Raw genomic sequence first — 14,880 nt, forward strand, 5'->3', positions numbered from 1 at the left:
CTTTTTTGATGGGAAAACTCCATTGGTACAACGCATACTTCAGCCAGGCGAAATCGAAGGCCTGGACCACAACGCGATTCCGCGCCTGCTGCTGCCGCAGCCTGGCAGCCTGTTTACGGCGCGCGCCTTGCGCTTGCGCGAACTGGCGCAGGGTAACATCAAGGGCATCCCCGTCGATGCGGGCATGCAGGGCTACCTGGTGCTGATGGCCGCGCTGGCCGACGCGCAAGCGGCCGTGGTGGGAAAACTGGCGCCCGGCGCCGTGCCTGCCGCCGACCCTGACGCGCTGCGCCGCGCCATCCAGCACCGCATGCCGGTGCTGCCCGTCAGCGGCGCCCGTCCACCCGTCTGGCGCGACATTTTCGCCAGCCTGCTCGATGAACTGGCCACCACGGCCGCAAGCCAGCCGGCCTTGTCCGGCGGCCTGACCCAGGTGCTGGCCCAGCTGCGCGCGCTCGACGTGGACGCGCTGGACGCCTGCGCCGATGCCGTGCTCGATGAAAACGGCGACAACCTCAATCCCATGCATGCGCCATTCGTCGCGGCCGCCCTGCAAATTCTGTGGTCGGTGTCGGCCAGCGAACTGCGCGCCGCGCGCGTGCCGGACCTGGAAACGGGCACCCTGTGCCCCGTCTGCGGTTCGCACCCCGTTGCCAGCGTGATCCGCATCGGCGGCCAGTCGCAGGGATACCGCTACCTGCACTGCGGCATTTGCGAAAGCGAATGGCATATGGTGCGCGTGAAGTGCTCGACCTGCGAACAGAATGGCAAGATCGCTTACCAGGGCCTGGACGCGGCCGACGCAAAACCGTTCGACCCCGTGACGGCGAAGGACGACAAGCTGCCCAACAAGGCCAACGATCCGAAGAAGGTGGCGCGCGCGGAAACCTGCGACGACTGCCATACGTATCGCAAAGTCTTCAACCAGGAGCACGATTACAACGTCGAGCCCCTGGCCGACGACCTGGCCAGCCTGATGCTCGACCTGCTGGTGGGCGAAGCGGGCTACCAGCGCGCCAGCGGCAATCCGCTGCTGTGGCTGGGTAAAAGCAGCGAAGGCCAGCCGTCATGACGACGGGGCAAACCGTGCGCCTGCCGTCGGTCGACCGCATCCTGGGCGACGCGGCTTGCCTGGACCTGATTGCGCATTACGGCCGCGTGCAGACCCTGGCCTGCGCGCGCGCCGTGCTGGCCGAACTGCGCACGGCCATGCTGGCCGGCGCAGTGTGCGAAGAGGGCGCATCGATCGCCGTCATCGTCGCGCAAATGGACGAACGGCTGCAAGCGCAAGCGCGCACGCAGCTGCGCGCCGTCTTCAACCTGACGGGCACCGTGCTGCACACGAACCTGGGCCGCGCGCTGCTGCCCGATACGGCCGTGCAAGCCGTGGTGGAAGCGCTGCAGTGGCCGATGAACCTGGAATTCGACCTGGAAACGGGCAAGCGCGGCGACCGCGACGACCTGGTCGAGGAACTGCTGCGCGAACTGACGGGCGCCGAAGCGGCCACCATCGTCAACAACAACGCGGCCGCCGTGCTGCTGATGCTCAATACCCTGGCGCAAAATAAAGAGGTCGTCGTCTCGCGCGGCGAACTGGTGGAAATCGGCGGCGCCTTCCGCATCCCCGACGTCATGACGCGCGCGGGCGCCGTGCTGCGTGAAGTGGGCAGCACCAACCGCACGCACCTGGCCGATTACGCGCATGGCGTGAACGAGAACACGGCCCTCTTGATGAAGGTCCATTGCAGCAATTACGCGATCACGGGTTTTACGAAAAGCGTGGAGCTCGACGAACTGGTGCCGCTGGCATCCAGGCACGGCGTGCCGACGGCCGTGGACCTGGGCAGCGGCACCCTGGTTGATCTGGCGCAGTATGGCTTGCCGCATGAAACGACGGTGCGCGAAACCATCGAGGCGGGCGCCGACCTGGTGACGTTCAGCGGCGACAAACTGCTGGGCGGCCCGCAATGCGGCGTCATCGTGGGGCGGGCCGACCTGATCGCGAAGATCAAGCGCAATCCATTGAAACGCGCACTGCGGGTCGGCAAGCTGACCCTGGCCGCACTGGCTCCCGTGCTGCAGCTGTACCGCGCGCCGGACTTGCTGGCCGAACGCCTGACCACCCTGCGTTTGCTGACGCGTCCCGCTTGCGCCATGCGCGCGCAGGCGCAAACCCTGCTGCCGCTGCTGCAAGGCGCGCTGGGCAAACAGTACGTGGTGACGGCCGAATCCATGAAAAGCCAGATCGGCAGCGGCGCCTTGCCCGTCGACCAGCTGCCCAGCTTTGGCCTGGCCATCCGCAGCACCGCCGGCTCGCGCCTGAGCAATCCCCTGGGCGTGCTGGAACAGCGCTTGCGCGCCTTGCCATGCCCCGTGATCGGGCGCATCGGGCAAGACACCTTGTGGCTCGATTTGCGCTGCCTGGAAGCGGCGCACGAGGCGCCCTTCGTCGCGCAGCTTGCCGAGTTGTCCGCATGATCGTCGGCACGGCAGGCCATATCGACCATGGCAAGACGACCCTGACGCGCGCATTGACGGGCGTGCACACGGACCGCCTGAAGGAGGAGCAGGCGCGCGGCATTTCGATCGAACTCGGTTACGCCTATCTGCCGCTGGCGGACGGCACGGTGCTGGGCGTGATCGACGTGCCGGGCCACGAAAAATTCATCCGCACCATGGCGTCCGGCGTGACGGGCATCGACTTCGCCCTGCTCGTGGTGGCGGCCGACGACGGCATCATGCCGCAGACGCACGAGCACCTGGCCATCTTGCAGCTGCTCGGTGTGACGCGCGGCGCCGTGGCGCTGACCAAGATCGACCGCGCCGACGGCGTGCGCGTGGCGCAGGTGGGGCTTGAGATCGAGGCGCTGCTGGCCGGTACGCCGCTGGCGGGCAGTCTCGTCTTCCTCACGGCCGCCCATCGTGACAACGATCCCGGCGTGGCCGCCTTGCTGGCGCACCTGGCGCAAGTGGCGCGCAGCCTGCCGCCACGCGACGAGCGGCGCTTGTTCCGCCTCGGCGTGGACCGCGTGTTTACCTTGTCGGGGCAGGGCACCATCGTCACCGGCACGGCGCTGGCGGGACGCGCCCAGGTGGGCGACATGCTGCAACTGGCGCCCGGCGGCGCGCCGGCGCGCGTGCGCAGCATTCATGCGCAGAACCGCGCGGCCGAAACGGGCATGGCGGGCCAGCGCCTGGCGCTGAACCTGGCCGGCATCGACCGCGAGCGCATCGAGCGGGGCAACTGGCTCGTCGCGCCCGAACTGGCGCAGTGTTCCGAGCGCCTCGACGTGGAACTGACCTTGCTGCCCGACGCCGGCGTGCAGCTGAAAGCCTGGTCGCCGCTGCACGTGCACCTGGGCGCGGCGCACCAGCTGGCGCGCGCCGTCATGCTCGATGGCGAGACGCTCTCGCCGGGGCAGACGGGCAGAGTACAGCTGGTGTTCGACGCCCCCATGCACGGCGTGCCGGGCGACCGCTTCGTCGTGCGCAATGCGCAAGCGACGCAGACGGTGGGCGGCGGCATGGTGCTCGACCCGTTCGGTCCCGCGCGCAAGCGCCGCAGCCCGGCCAGGCTGGCGTGGCTGGCCGCGCTGGCCGCGTTTGTCGCGCACGGCGACTATGCCGCCCTGCTGGCGCAAAGCCCGCTGGGGCTGCGCGAGTCGCTGCTCGTGCGCCTGTCCCTGCTGCCGGCGGCGGCCATCGCGCTGCCGCCCGACACGCGGCGCATCGCCCTGCGCGGCGACGACGCCTTGCTGCTGGCGCCGCCCGCGCAGGCAGCGCTGGAACAGCGCGTGCTGGCCGCACTGGAAGTCTTCCACGCGCGCGCCCCCGACGAGGCGGGGCCGGAATTGTGGCGGCTCAAACGCATCGTCGACGCGGAGATGGAAGACGCCTTGTGGAGCCATCTGGTCGCAGGCTTGCTGGCGCAAGGCGAGATCCTCGCGCGCGGCGCTAGCCTGCACTTGCCGACGCACAGCGTGGAACTCACGCCGCAGGAACAGGCGGTGGCCGACCCCTTGCTGGCCGCGCTGGAGCAGGGGCGAGCCGATCCGCCGTGGACGCGCGACCTGGCGCGCGAATTCGGCCTGGCCGAGGACGAGACGCGCAGGCTCTTGCGCAAACTTGCCAAGGCAGGCCAGATCAGCCAGGTGGTGCACGACCTGTTCTATCATCAGGCGGCGCTGGCCGAGCTGGCGCAACTGGTGCGCACCCTGACCGAAAAAGCGGAGACGGACGACGGCCTGGCGCCCGGTTCCGGCGCCGTCGGCGCGGCCACCTTCCGCGACGCCAGCGGCCTGGGCCGCAAGCGGGCGATCCAGGTTCTGGAATTCTTCGACCGCGTCGGTTATACTCGCCGTGTTGGCAATGGGCATCTATTACGCCCGCAAGCGCTGTGGTCCGGCACCGCGGCCTTGCCCAACAGCTAGCTCAGGCACCGCGGAAAGCACACTCATCCGGTGATGTGGCCGGGCTTCAAACCCGGTGGAGGGCGTCAGACGTTCTCCCGTAGGTTCGACTCCTACTGTTTTCCGCCAGTTATTTTCTTCCCATTCGTCGCATATCCAGTATCCAGCGCCATCCCGGGCGGTCGCGCAGGCGGCGCTGGCGTCCGCTTCGCTTGTTCTATTTGGCAGGGCAGGTGCGAGCCTGTACCGGCAAGTGCGGCGGCTGAAGCAAAGCCTCTTTTTCCCAGCGCGCGATGACCAGCGGCGCGACGGCGTTGCCGAGCACGTTGAGGGTCGTCGTGCCGCTGTCGATGATCCGGAAAATGCCGGCGATCAGGGCCACGCCTTCCAGCGGCAGTCCGGCCGAGGCAAGCGTGGCGGAAAGGATGATGATGGCAAAGCCCGGCACGCCGGCCGCGCCTTTCGACGTCAGCACCATGGTGATCACCAGCATGGCCTGTTGCGCCACCGTGAGGTCGACGCCGTACAACTGCGCGATGAAGATGGTCGCCACGCCGAGGAAAATGGCTGCTCCATCCAGGTTGAAGGCGTAGCCGACAGGGACGACGAAGCTGACGATGCGGCGCGGTACGCCATAGGCTTCCAGCTTTTCCATCAACTGCGGCATGACGGCAGCCGATGCCGCGCTTGAAAAGGCCAGCAGCAATTCATCCTTGAAATAGCGTATCAGCCTGAAGATGTTTTCGCCGATCAGGTAGCAGATGCCGCCGAGCACCAGCAGCGCAAACAGCAGCAGCGCCAGGTACACCACGCCGATCAGCTTTAACAGCGGCAGCAGCGAAGCGAAGCCGAAACTGCAGACGGTCGCGCCTATCATGCCGAACACGCCTATCGGCGCATAGGCCATCACGATGCGCACCACCTTGAACATGGTATCGAGCATGCCTTGCAGGACTGCCAGGACCGGCGCGCTCCTTGCCTGGGGCAGGGAATTGAGGGACAGGCCGAACAGCACGGCAAAGAATAGTATCGACAGCAATTTCCCTTCCGACAGGGCCACGAAAATATTTTCCGGGACAATGTTCTGCACGATGAGCAGCGCGCCTTTGGGCGGCTCCATCCTGACGGCGGTGGCGCCATGGACCATGCCCGAAATATCGGTCCCCGTGCCGGGCTGGAATAAATTGGCCAGCAACAAGCCGACGACGATGGCCACGCTCGTGATGGCGAAAAAATAGGCGATCGATTTGAGCCCCATGCGGCCGAACGATTTGTTGTCGCCGCCGGCGATGCCCAGCACCATGCAGCAAAATACCAGCGGCACCACGACCATCTTCATCATCCTGATGAAAATATCGCCCAGGGGCTTGAGCACTTGCGTGCTTGCCCATTCCTGGTGCAGGGGATGCGTGTTGAAATACCACCCGACCAGTACGCCAAGACCCAAGCCCATGGCGATTTGTGCAACCAAAGAAATCCGTTTCATGCCTGTCCCCATTTTATTGTATGGCAATTGGACACGGGCCGAGACCCGTGCCGCCGGTATCACTTGGCGAACAGCTGATCGATGTTCTGGAAGGCCTTGAATTCCAGGGCGTTGCCGCACGGATCAAACAGGAACATGGTGGCCTGCTCGCCCACCTGGCCCTTGAAGCGGATGTAAGGCTCGATGGCGAACTTCGTGCCGAAGGTTTTCAGGCGCGCGGCCAATGCCTCCCATTCGTTCCAGCCGAGCACGACGCCGAAGTGCGGCACCGGCACATCATGCCCGTCGACGGGATTCGAATGCACGTGTTCCTGGGAGGCCGTCTTCGGGTGTTCATGGATGACCAGTTGATGGCCGAAGAAGTTGTAGTCCACCCATTGCACGCTTGATCGGCCCTCTTCAAGACCAAAAATGTCGCCGTAAAAGCGGCGTGCGGCCGGCAAGTCGTAGACGGGAATGGCGAGGTGAAAGGGGGAAAGGTTCATGTGGAAGTCTCCTGTTGGTGTGTGATGGATGCCGCCGTTCAGCAATGTGCGAGGAAGTCCATGCCGCGGCTCAAGTATTGTAGAATCTCGCAATGGAAAAAATAATCAATATATTTTTTCCATAAACACAAACAGGATTGATGAATGATACGAGAACTCAAAACCCTGGTCTCGGTCGCGCGCGAGGGCACGTTTGCGGCAGCCGGCGACAAGATCGGCCTGACGCAAGCGGCGGTCAGCGCGCAGATGCAGCGCCTGCAGGCTGAACTGGGCTTGTCGCTGTTCGACCGCGCGGGGCGCTCGGCCCGGCTCAACAAGATGGGACAGCAGATACTGGAGCAATCCCAGGAGTTGCTGCGCCTGTACGACAACCTGGGCTCCGCCAGCGCCGGCGCGCCCGCCGCCAAAGTGACCATAGGCGCCATCGCCTCGGTACAGCGCTCCTTCCTGCCGGATGCCCTGGCCACCCTGCACCAGCGCTTGCCCGATTGCCGCACGCGCGTTTTGCCCGGCTTGTCCATGGAGCTGCTGAACATGGTCGATGCCGGTGAAATCGACATGGCGCTCATCATTCGCCCGCCTTTCGCACTGCAGAGCGATTTGCGCTGGACCACGCTGGCGCGCGAACCGTTCCGTTTGATCGTGCCACGGGACGTGCCCGGCGACGACTGGGTGGAGTTGCTGTCGCAGCAGCCTTTCGTCCGCTATGACCGCGCCTCGTTCGGCGGGCGCCAGGTCGACCGCTTCCTGCGGAAAATGCATTTGCCCTTGCGCGAAGTGTGCGAAGTCGACGAACTCGATGCGATCGTCAAGCTGGTGGCCAATCGCGTCGGCGTCGCCTTGCTGCCGCAGACTGCCGCCCACCGGCGATGGCCGGCGGCAGTACGCGTTGTCGACCTGGGGCCGCACACCTTCCATCGCGATATCGGCCTGGTACGCCGCTCCCAGGCAAGCCTGAGCGCTCCCGCGCGCATGCTGGCGGAGCTGGTGGCAAAACATGTCCACGGGACCACCGCCGACTGAAGCCGGGAGGAGGCAGGTCAGGTAGCGGCTTGTTCCTGGCGACAGGTCGTTTCGACACCAATCCGCAACACACTCGATGAGAATCCCGTGCTTTTGATACGAATGACGGGGCGATTCCAGTTTCTATTCCGGCATAACTGCGGGCCGGTGGTAACATCGGCTGGAATCCTGTGGCAGAAGAAAGCAAGCATGAAACAAGCAAGCATGGCGCGGCTGCTGGCAGTGGCGCTGCTGATGCCGGCGCTGGCCGCGGCGGCCGACGTGCGCATCGTCGGCGAGCATTTGCCGCCCTCGAGCATGATGGAAGGCAATGTCGTCGTGGGACGCGAAACGCTCAAGGTGCGCGACATCATGGCGCGCGCCGGTGTTTCCTACAGCATCGAGCTGCTGCCGTGGAAGCGCGCGTATGCGCAGGCGCTGCGCGAGCCCGACACCTGCATCTATTCCACCAGCCGCACGCAGGAGCGCGAAGCGCAATTTCGCTGGATCGGCCCCCTCAACGAAGCGGAATGGATACTCTACGGCCTGGCCGAGCGACACCTCACACTACACACGCTGGCCGATGCACGCGGCCTGGTGATCGGCACGGTGCTCGGCGACGCGCGCGACGACTACCTGCGCCAGCGCGGCATGACCGTGGCGCCCGTGACGCAGGAGTGGCTCAATCCGCAAAAGCTGCTGCTGGGGCGCATCGACCTGTGGGCCGTGGGCATGGCCGTGGGCAGCAAGCCATTTGTGGGCAAGGAATGGGCGGGCAAGGTGGTGCCGCTGCTGACTTTCAACCGCGTGCAGACCTACCTGGCCTGCAACAAGCAACTGCCCGAGGCGCAGGTGGCGGCCATGCAGCGGGCGGCGGCGGCCATGCGCCGCGACGGCAGCATGGCGCGCGAACAGCTGCGCTGATTCAGTGCGCTGATTCAGCTTTCCAGCCACTGGCGCACGCAGTTGCGTCCTTCGCGCTTGGCCTGGTACAGGGCCTGGTCCGCGTGGCTGTAGGCCGTCTCGAAAGGGGTGCCGGCGCGGTTCCAGCTCAGGCCCACGCTGACGGTGATGGCGCGCGTGATGGGCGCCGCATGGCGCTGGCGCCCGACGGTGTCGCAGATGCGCTGCGCCACTTGCGCCGCGTCGTCGCGCGAGGAGGTGGGCCAGACGACGGAAAACTCTTCGCCGCCGACCCGGCCGATGGCCGTCTCCTGTCCCAGCAACCCTTTCAGACAGTCAACCACGGCCTGGATCACGCCGTCGCCGGCCGGGTGGCCGAAGTCGTCGTTGACCTGCTTGAACAGGTCGATATCGAGCACGATCAGCGCCATGTCGCCCTGCGCCAGGCAGCGCGACGCGTGGTCGATCACGGCGCCACGGTTCAGGGCGCCCGTCAGCGGATCGTGCGTGGCGCGGTATTCGAGCTGGCCGGCCAGGGTTTGCAATTGGCGGTTCAGCAGATGCATGTCGCGCTCGGCGCGGTCGCTGCGGCCGATCAGGCGCCGCGTCTCGCGCATCAGCCGTTCGTAGTGGATGATCAGCTCACCGAGCACGCGCCGCTGTTCCGCGCCCGAGGCGTTGGCGTCGGCGTGCATGCGGCGGGCGGCGGCCAGCGCCGCCGCTTCCACGGTGAACAGGTCGGGCTCCAGGCCGGACTCGGAGAGGGCGGCGCGCATGCCCTAGCTGCCTTGCACGGGATGGTCGTGGAAGTCCAGCGCCGTGAAATCCTGCTGCAGTTCCTCGCCGAATTCCAGGATGGTGTCGTCGTCCTCGTCGTGGTACCAGTTCAGGCGCACATGGTTGCCATCGATGGCTGCCTGGTTCAGGGTGTCGAACAGGGTAAACAGCATCTTCGTGCTCGAGCTGTTGAAGTAGGCCAGCGAGACGTTGACGGTGATGGCCGCTTCGCGGCAGCCTTCCAGGTAGGCGCGCACGGAGGCGATCAGCGGGCCATAGAAGGCGGCCGCGTTTTCCGGATACGACTCGCCCTTGATCGACAGGGTGTGCTGCTCGAAACGGAAGTCGATTTCGGGCGAACTCGGGGTCGCGGCGATGAACAGTGGTGACGGTAATTGCATATGCTTTCCTGAGTCGGCTCTTTCAAATGATGGCTTTGATGCAGAAGATGGTGTGGCCCGGTTCCTGGGGATCCTGGACGAATTCGAATTCCAGCGGCTCGCTGGCGTCGCGCGCCATGGTGAGAAAACCCAGGCCCGCGCCCTTGCTGTCGGCCGGCGCTTCCTCGCGCAGGGCCTTTTTATAGGCCAGGCGGATTTCCTCCATCGTCATGGTGTGCAGCGGCTCCAGGCGGGCGCGGATCTGCGCCACGTTGTCCGTCGAGACGGGGTTGGCGCACAGCAGAAAAAAGCTGTCGCCGCGCGTGCCGATGCAAAACGAGCCGCGCCGCATCTGCTGGTCCAGCTGCGCGTCGGGCGTCAGGCTGTCGGCGGAATAGTGCATGATGTTTTGCGACATCTCGATGAACGAGGAAAAGATGCGCCGCCGCGTGGGCCCGGCCGCGCCGGCCGTATCGAGGCGCGCCTTGATGGTTTCGGAAATGGCGTTCACCACGTGCTGCGAGAAATAGCCCACGTAAAAAAAGATGATGTTGCGCTTGCGCGCCACATCCCAAAACTCGTTGAATTCTTCGTACAGCACGTCCGTGCTCCTGGCTAGCCGGTGACCCGGTGTCTTGTTGATAAGGTGGCTCGATGGGGCCAAAACTACAGGCGGAAACAGAAAAAGGTCAGGTCGTCGCGGCGCGGCTGCGCTCCCTGCCACGCGGCACTGTCCTGCAGCAGCGCCGCCGCCACCGCGCCGGCGGGAGCGTCGCGCCGCGCCAGCAGCTGCTCGCGCATGCGCCGCTTGCCGTAGGCGATGTCGCGCGCGCCGCCGATCTGGTCGAGCAAGCCGTCGGTGGTGAGGAACAGCAGGCTGCCGGGGGGTATGGCCAGCGTCTCGTTGTGCCAGCAGTAGCCGGCCGGCGTGTCGACATAGCCCACGCCCATGCGCGCGCCGTCGATGGCGCGCACGGCCTCTTCACCCGGCGCCACCACGTGCAGCGCCAGTTTCGCCCCCGCGAAACGCAGGCTGGCGCTGGCCGTGTCGTAGCACAAAAAGGCGCAATCCATGCCGTCGTTCGAGCCCGCGTGGCCGGCGGCTTCGCCGCCGCCCGCATCCTGGCCCAGCAGGGTCTTGATGGCGCGGCTGACGGCGCCGATCAGGGCCGCCGGATCATGCGGCCCCAGTTCGCGCAGTGCCTGGCTCAGGGCCGACGAGGCGATCAGGGTCATGAAGGCGCCCGGCACGCCGTGGCCCGTGCAGTCGGCGATGGCGGCGAACCAGCCGCCCGCATGGCGTTCGAAAAAGTAGAAGTCGCCGCCGACGACGTCGCGCGGCTGCCATTCCAGATGCGCGTCGGGCAGGGTGGCGCGCAGTTCCGCATCGGAGGTGCGCAGCCGGGCGCGCTGGATCACGCTGGCGTAATCGATGCTGTGCATGATCTGCCGGTTCTTTTCCGCCTGCATGGTGGCCACCACGTTCATCAGCTGCAAGCCGAAACCCACGCCAGCCAGCGCGCCATCCTCGGTGATGATGAAACCGTCGGCCAGCGCCTTCTCGCCCGCTTCGACGGCGCGGAAGGTGAGGTCTTCGATGCTCATGGCGCCATCGACGATCAGCGGCTCCTTGTCCATGAAGGCGATGCAGCTCTTCTTGCCATACACCTCGTGATAGAAGGGCTTGGACATCTGCGACATGAAGATGTTACGGCTGATCAAGCCGATGGGTTTGTGCTGCTCCGTGACGGGCAGGCTCATCATATCGCGCCGTTCCGTGAACAGTTCCAGCACGGCGAAATTGCTGGCGTCGGCCTGCACGGATTCCGTGGGAATGCACAGGTCGGCTGCCACGGACGTGCGAAAACGGGGAAGATGCAATCGAGAAGCGTTGAACTCCACAGCGGCTACCTTTAGATGACGATCGGACCCTTGTTGTCGCGAGAGCAAGGCGACTGACAAACAGGCAATATCATCATGGTAGCCTTTGAATATGACGGCTTGATTACGAGCTTGTCAAAACCGTATGCAAGATGGCTGCATGGCAAGCAAGTTACAGGCGCCGGGCCAGCGCCTGCGCCTGTTCCAGCCAGCGCGCGCGCTGCGCTTCGGTGGAATCGATCATGGGGCCGAAACTGGCCACCCTGACGGGCTTGACGCCGCAAAATTCCAGCGTCGTCTTGCGCAGCTGGTGGATGCCGGGCATGTGGTAGACCCAGCGGAAATACCAGGGCGGCGTATCCATCGCCACCAGCAGCTGGGCCGTGCGGCCCTTCAGCAGCTGTGCCGGGAAGGCCTTGCCCGGGCGATACTTGAAGGCAAAGCCCGGCAGGAAGACGCGGTCGACGAAGCCTTTCAGCAGGGCCGGCGCGCCGCCCCACCAGATCGGGTAGGCGAACACCAGGTGTTCGGCCCAGTTGATGGCTTCCTGCGCCGCCAGCAAGTCCGCTTCCAGCGGCTGCACCTGGCGGTAGCCCTCGTGCAGGTTCTGGTCGAAGTCCAGCTGGCCCAGGCGCAGTTCGCGCACGGTGTGGCCTGCGTTGCGGGCCGTGGCGGCGTAGGCCTCGGCCAGGGCGGCGCAAAAGCTGTCGCTGGACGGGTGGCCGAGGAGTATCAAAATGCGCTTGGGTGTCGTCTTGGTCATGATGCAGGCTGTCCGTTAAAGAAGAGCTTGCATGCTAAAGCCTGCCCCTAGTGGCAGAGTCAAGCGGCCTCTTGCAGACGCTGGCGCGCCAGGCAGTCGCCGATTTCCGTGCCGATGTCGGCCAGTTGCGCGTCGAGCTGGCGCAGGCGGGCGATATCCTGCCGCACCTGCGCGCGCTTGGCGGCGATGTGCTGCGACAGGGCGGCCCAGTCCGTGTCGTCGCCGGCCAGGACGGGCAGCAGTTCGGCCAGGCGGAAGCCCAGCACCTGCGCCTGGCGTATCAGTTTGACTTGCGCCAGGTCTTGCTGCGTGTAGACGCGATAGGCGCCCGAGCGGCGCACGTCGCCCAGCAAGCCCAGCGCTTCATAGTGGCGCAAGGCTTTGGGCGAGGTGCCCGCCAGGCGGGCGATTTCTCCGATGTACATGGGCGATCCTTTTTCAAGCTTGGGCGAATCTTACCGCAAGGCAGCGGCACCCAGATACCCGATGCACCCTCAGACCCGGCGCGGCGGGATTTTCTTGGCCGTGCACTCGGCGCAGGTGCCGTACAGCGACAGCGCGTGCTCGTGCAGCACGAAGCCCCGTTCGGCGGCGATTTCGTTCTGGCGCAGCTCGATCCCTTCATCGACGAATTCATCAACCTTGCCGCAACCGGTGCAAACCAGGTGGTCATGGTGCTGGCCTTCGTTCAGTTCGAAGACGGCGTGGCCCGATTCGAAGTGGCGGCGAAACAAAATGCCCGCTTCGGCAAACTGCATCAGCACGCGGTAGATGGTGGCCAGGCCCACGTCGATCTTTTCGGCCAGCAAGAGCTTGTAGACATCGTCCGCACTCAGGTGCTTGATGCCCCCTTCTTGAAACAGCTGCAGAATCCGCAAGCGGGGGATGGTCACTTTCAAGCCCGATTCACGCAGTTCCCTCAATATATCCATGTCTCCCATTCCTTTTGTAGTCGTCTAGCGAGGTCATTCATTATATCGCAAATGATAATCATTACTATTCTCATTTGTATGGTGTGCGTCAGACTTGCTGTTGCTTCTGATATCCACTTTTGCAGAGTGCACGGTAAAATCGCCGTACTGTGCAGTAATGAATAACAATGGAGCAGGGCATGGATAGATTTGATGCGATGCGGATATTTACGCGCATTGTCGAGTTGCGCAGTTTCACGCGGGCCGCGCATGACCTCGGCTATCCGAAGGCGACCGTCACGCATGCGATCAAGCAACTCGAAGCGCGGCTGCGCGTGCGCTTGCTGCAGAGGACCACGCGGCAAGTGACGCCCACGCCCGATGGCGAGGCGTATTACCAGCGCTGCGTGCGCCTGCTGGCGGACCTGGAAGAAACGGAAGCCGTGTTCAGTTCGGCGGCGCGGCAGCCGGCCGGCAAGTTGCGCGTCGACTTGCACGCGACCCTGGCCATGCATTTCGTCATGCCCGTGCTGGACCGGTTCTGCGCCCGCTACCCGCTGATCGAGCTGGAAATCGGCATGGGCGACCGCCTCGTCGACCTGGTGCGCGAAGGCGTCGATTGCGTGCTGCGCGCGGGGGAATTGGGCGACTCGTCGATGGTGGCGCGCCGGGTGGCGCTGCTGGACCAGGTAACGTGCGCCAGTCCCGCCTACCTGGCCAGGCACGGCACGCCGGAGAATCTGGCGCAACTGGCGGGCCACCGCGCCGTCAATTTTTTTTCCGCCCAGACGGGCAAGGTCTGGCCTTTCGATTTCAAGGTGGATGGCCAGCGCCACAGCGTGGCCTTGCCGGGCACGCTGTCCGTCAACAATGCGGACGCGTATCACGCCTGCTGCCGCGCGGGCATGGGTCTGATCCAGGCGCCCCGTTATCACCTGGAGTCGGCGCTGGCGGCGGGCGAACTGGTGGAAGTGCTGGCCGAAATGCGTCCCGATCCCTTGCCTGTCTCCGTGCTGTATCCCCATCACCGGCAACTGTCGCCGCGCGTGCGCGTGTTTGCCGACTGGGTCGCCGGCCTGTTTGCCGAAGCGAATTGACGCGCTGCCGCATTTTCTTGACCTGGGCAAAGGAAAAAATCCCTCTGTTGATGCCATCTAGCACTATTTGATGTGGATCAAAGTTTTTGTTGCACTGCACTCTTAGACTTCGCAGCGTTACTTAACGACAAAAAGAGGGAACTAGAATGAAAAAGTCCGCAACTGCAGCAGCAATCGTCCTGGCCGCCATCGGCGCATTCGCCAGCAACGCAATGGCACAGGAAGGCCCATGGCTGGTCCGTGCGCGCGCCGTGCACCTCGATCCGGCCGATAAATCTGCTCCTGTTGGTGGCGTCGGCGCATCCGACCGTTTGACGGTCAGCAGCAAGACGATTCCTGAAATCGATATTTCGTACTTCTTCACCCCGAATATCGCTGCCGAGCTGATTCTGACCTACCCGCAAAAGCATGACGTCAAGCTCGACGGCAACAATATCGGTACCTTCAAGCACTTGCCGCCGACCCTGTCGCTGCAATACCACTTCATGCCTGAAAAACAGTTCAGCCCTTACGTGGGTGCCGGCATCAACTACACGAATATCTCGGACGTGAAATTGCTGAACGGCGCCGGCCGCCTGGAACACGACAGCTGGGGTTACTCGCTGCAAGCCGGTGTCGACTACAAACTGGATAAAAACTGGTCCCTGAACTTCGACATCAAGAAAGTGCAGATCCGCAGCGACGTCTTCATCGGTGGCGCCAAGGCCAGCGAAGTCAAGGTCGATCCTCTCCTGATCGGCGTCGGCGTCGGTTACCGCTTCTAAGTATAGGCATGCCCGCGCAGCG

General features: G+C 64.5%; 16 protein-coding genes and 1 tRNA gene. 8 read left to right on the forward strand and 9 right to left on the reverse strand.

Annotated elements, in window-relative coordinates:
• Positions 1–22 precede the first annotated feature (22 nt).
• From fdhE to BLU39_RS14890, 4 genes are all read left to right on the forward strand, one after another.
• The gene (gene fdhE / locus BLU39_RS14875; RefSeq protein WP_092714257.1) at positions 23–1,072 is read left to right on the forward strand and encodes a formate dehydrogenase accessory protein FdhE; all 1,050 of its coding nucleotides are present in this window, start codon (positions 23–25) and stop codon (positions 1,070–1,072) included.
• Entirely contained in the window at positions 1,069–2,478 is a 1,410-nt protein-coding gene (gene selA / locus BLU39_RS14880; protein WP_092714259.1) for an L-seryl-tRNA(Sec) selenium transferase, read from the forward strand. Before fdhE ends, selA begins: the two co-directional genes overlap by 4 nt.
• Positions 2,475–4,430, forward strand: a complete 1,956-nt coding sequence (gene selB, locus BLU39_RS14885; RefSeq protein WP_092714261.1) for a selenocysteine-specific translation elongation factor — start codon at positions 2,475–2,477, stop codon at positions 4,428–4,430. Before selA ends, selB begins: the two co-directional genes overlap by 4 nt.
• A gap of 12 nt (positions 4,431–4,442) precedes the next feature.
• Positions 4,443–4,538 (forward strand) — tRNA-Sec (locus BLU39_RS14890).
• 88 nt (positions 4,539–4,626) lie between these two features.
• Here the strand turns inward: BLU39_RS14890 and BLU39_RS14895 are convergent.
• Positions 4,627–5,895, reverse strand: a complete 1,269-nt coding sequence (locus BLU39_RS14895) for a cation:dicarboxylate symporter family transporter (RefSeq protein ID WP_092714263.1) — start codon at positions 5,893–5,895, stop codon at positions 4,627–4,629.
• A 59-nt stretch (positions 5,896–5,954) separates the two neighbouring features.
• On the reverse strand, positions 5,955–6,380 hold the full coding sequence (locus tag BLU39_RS14900; RefSeq protein WP_092714265.1) for a VOC family protein: 426 nt from the start codon (positions 6,378–6,380) through the stop codon (positions 5,955–5,957).
• 144 nt (positions 6,381–6,524) lie between these two features.
• Here BLU39_RS14900 and BLU39_RS14905 point away from each other — a divergent pair, with 144 nt between their 5' ends.
• Together BLU39_RS14905 and BLU39_RS14910 are read left to right on the forward strand one after the other, a co-directional pair.
• On the forward strand, positions 6,525–7,403 hold the full coding sequence (locus BLU39_RS14905) for a LysR family transcriptional regulator (RefSeq protein ID WP_092714267.1): 879 nt from the start codon (positions 6,525–6,527) through the stop codon (positions 7,401–7,403).
• A 189-nt stretch (positions 7,404–7,592) separates the two neighbouring features.
• Positions 7,593–8,306 (forward strand): substrate-binding periplasmic protein, encoded by a 714-nt coding sequence (locus BLU39_RS14910; protein ID WP_232731138.1) that lies wholly within the window; start codon positions 7,593–7,595, stop codon positions 8,304–8,306.
• 14 nt (positions 8,307–8,320) lie between these two features.
• On the opposite strand, the gene BLU39_RS14915 is transcribed toward BLU39_RS14910, so the two are convergent.
• From BLU39_RS14915 to fur, 7 genes are all read right to left on the reverse strand, one after another.
• A complete protein-coding gene (locus BLU39_RS14915; protein ID WP_092714270.1) occupies positions 8,321–9,061 on the reverse strand; it encodes a GGDEF domain-containing protein in 741 nt (246 codons plus the stop codon).
• 3 nt (positions 9,062–9,064) lie between these two features.
• Complete coding sequence (locus BLU39_RS14920) at positions 9,065–9,463, reverse strand: DUF1987 domain-containing protein (protein ID WP_092714272.1); 399 nt, start codon at positions 9,461–9,463, stop codon at positions 9,065–9,067.
• A gap of 22 nt (positions 9,464–9,485) precedes the next feature.
• Positions 9,486–10,043 (reverse strand): SiaB family protein kinase, encoded by a 558-nt coding sequence (locus tag BLU39_RS14925; protein ID WP_034756676.1) that lies wholly within the window; start codon positions 10,041–10,043, stop codon positions 9,486–9,488.
• A 65-nt stretch (positions 10,044–10,108) separates the two neighbouring features.
• The gene (locus BLU39_RS14930; protein ID WP_175539318.1) at positions 10,109–11,323 is read right to left on the reverse strand and encodes a SpoIIE family protein phosphatase; all 1,215 of its coding nucleotides are present in this window, start codon (positions 11,321–11,323) and stop codon (positions 10,109–10,111) included.
• A 172-nt stretch (positions 11,324–11,495) separates the two neighbouring features.
• Positions 11,496–12,086, reverse strand: coding sequence for an NAD(P)H-dependent oxidoreductase (locus BLU39_RS14935; protein ID WP_092714277.1), 591 nt, complete (start codon positions 12,084–12,086; stop codon positions 11,496–11,498).
• A 59-nt stretch (positions 12,087–12,145) separates the two neighbouring features.
• Positions 12,146–12,511: a MerR family transcriptional regulator gene (locus BLU39_RS14940; RefSeq protein WP_092714280.1), complete on the reverse strand. Its 366-nt coding sequence runs from the start codon at positions 12,509–12,511 to the stop codon at positions 12,146–12,148.
• 69 nt (positions 12,512–12,580) lie between these two features.
• Positions 12,581–13,018, reverse strand: coding sequence for a ferric iron uptake transcriptional regulator (gene fur / locus BLU39_RS14945; protein ID WP_092714282.1), 438 nt, complete (start codon positions 13,016–13,018; stop codon positions 12,581–12,583).
• A 179-nt stretch (positions 13,019–13,197) separates the two neighbouring features.
• On the opposite strand from fur, the gene BLU39_RS14950 reads away from it, so the two are divergent.
• Entirely contained in the window at positions 13,198–14,094 is an 897-nt protein-coding gene (locus BLU39_RS14950; RefSeq protein ID WP_092714707.1) for a LysR family transcriptional regulator, read from the forward strand.
• A 146-nt stretch (positions 14,095–14,240) separates the two neighbouring features.
• The gene (locus BLU39_RS14955; RefSeq protein WP_034756695.1) at positions 14,241–14,858 is read left to right on the forward strand and encodes an OmpW/AlkL family protein; all 618 of its coding nucleotides are present in this window, start codon (positions 14,241–14,243) and stop codon (positions 14,856–14,858) included.
• The last annotated feature ends 22 nt before the right edge of the window (positions 14,859–14,880 follow it).

The sequence above is a fragment of the Janthinobacterium sp. OK676 genome (assembly GCF_900103595.1).
Classification (GTDB): Bacteria; Pseudomonadota; Gammaproteobacteria; order Burkholderiales; family Burkholderiaceae_D; genus Janthinobacterium.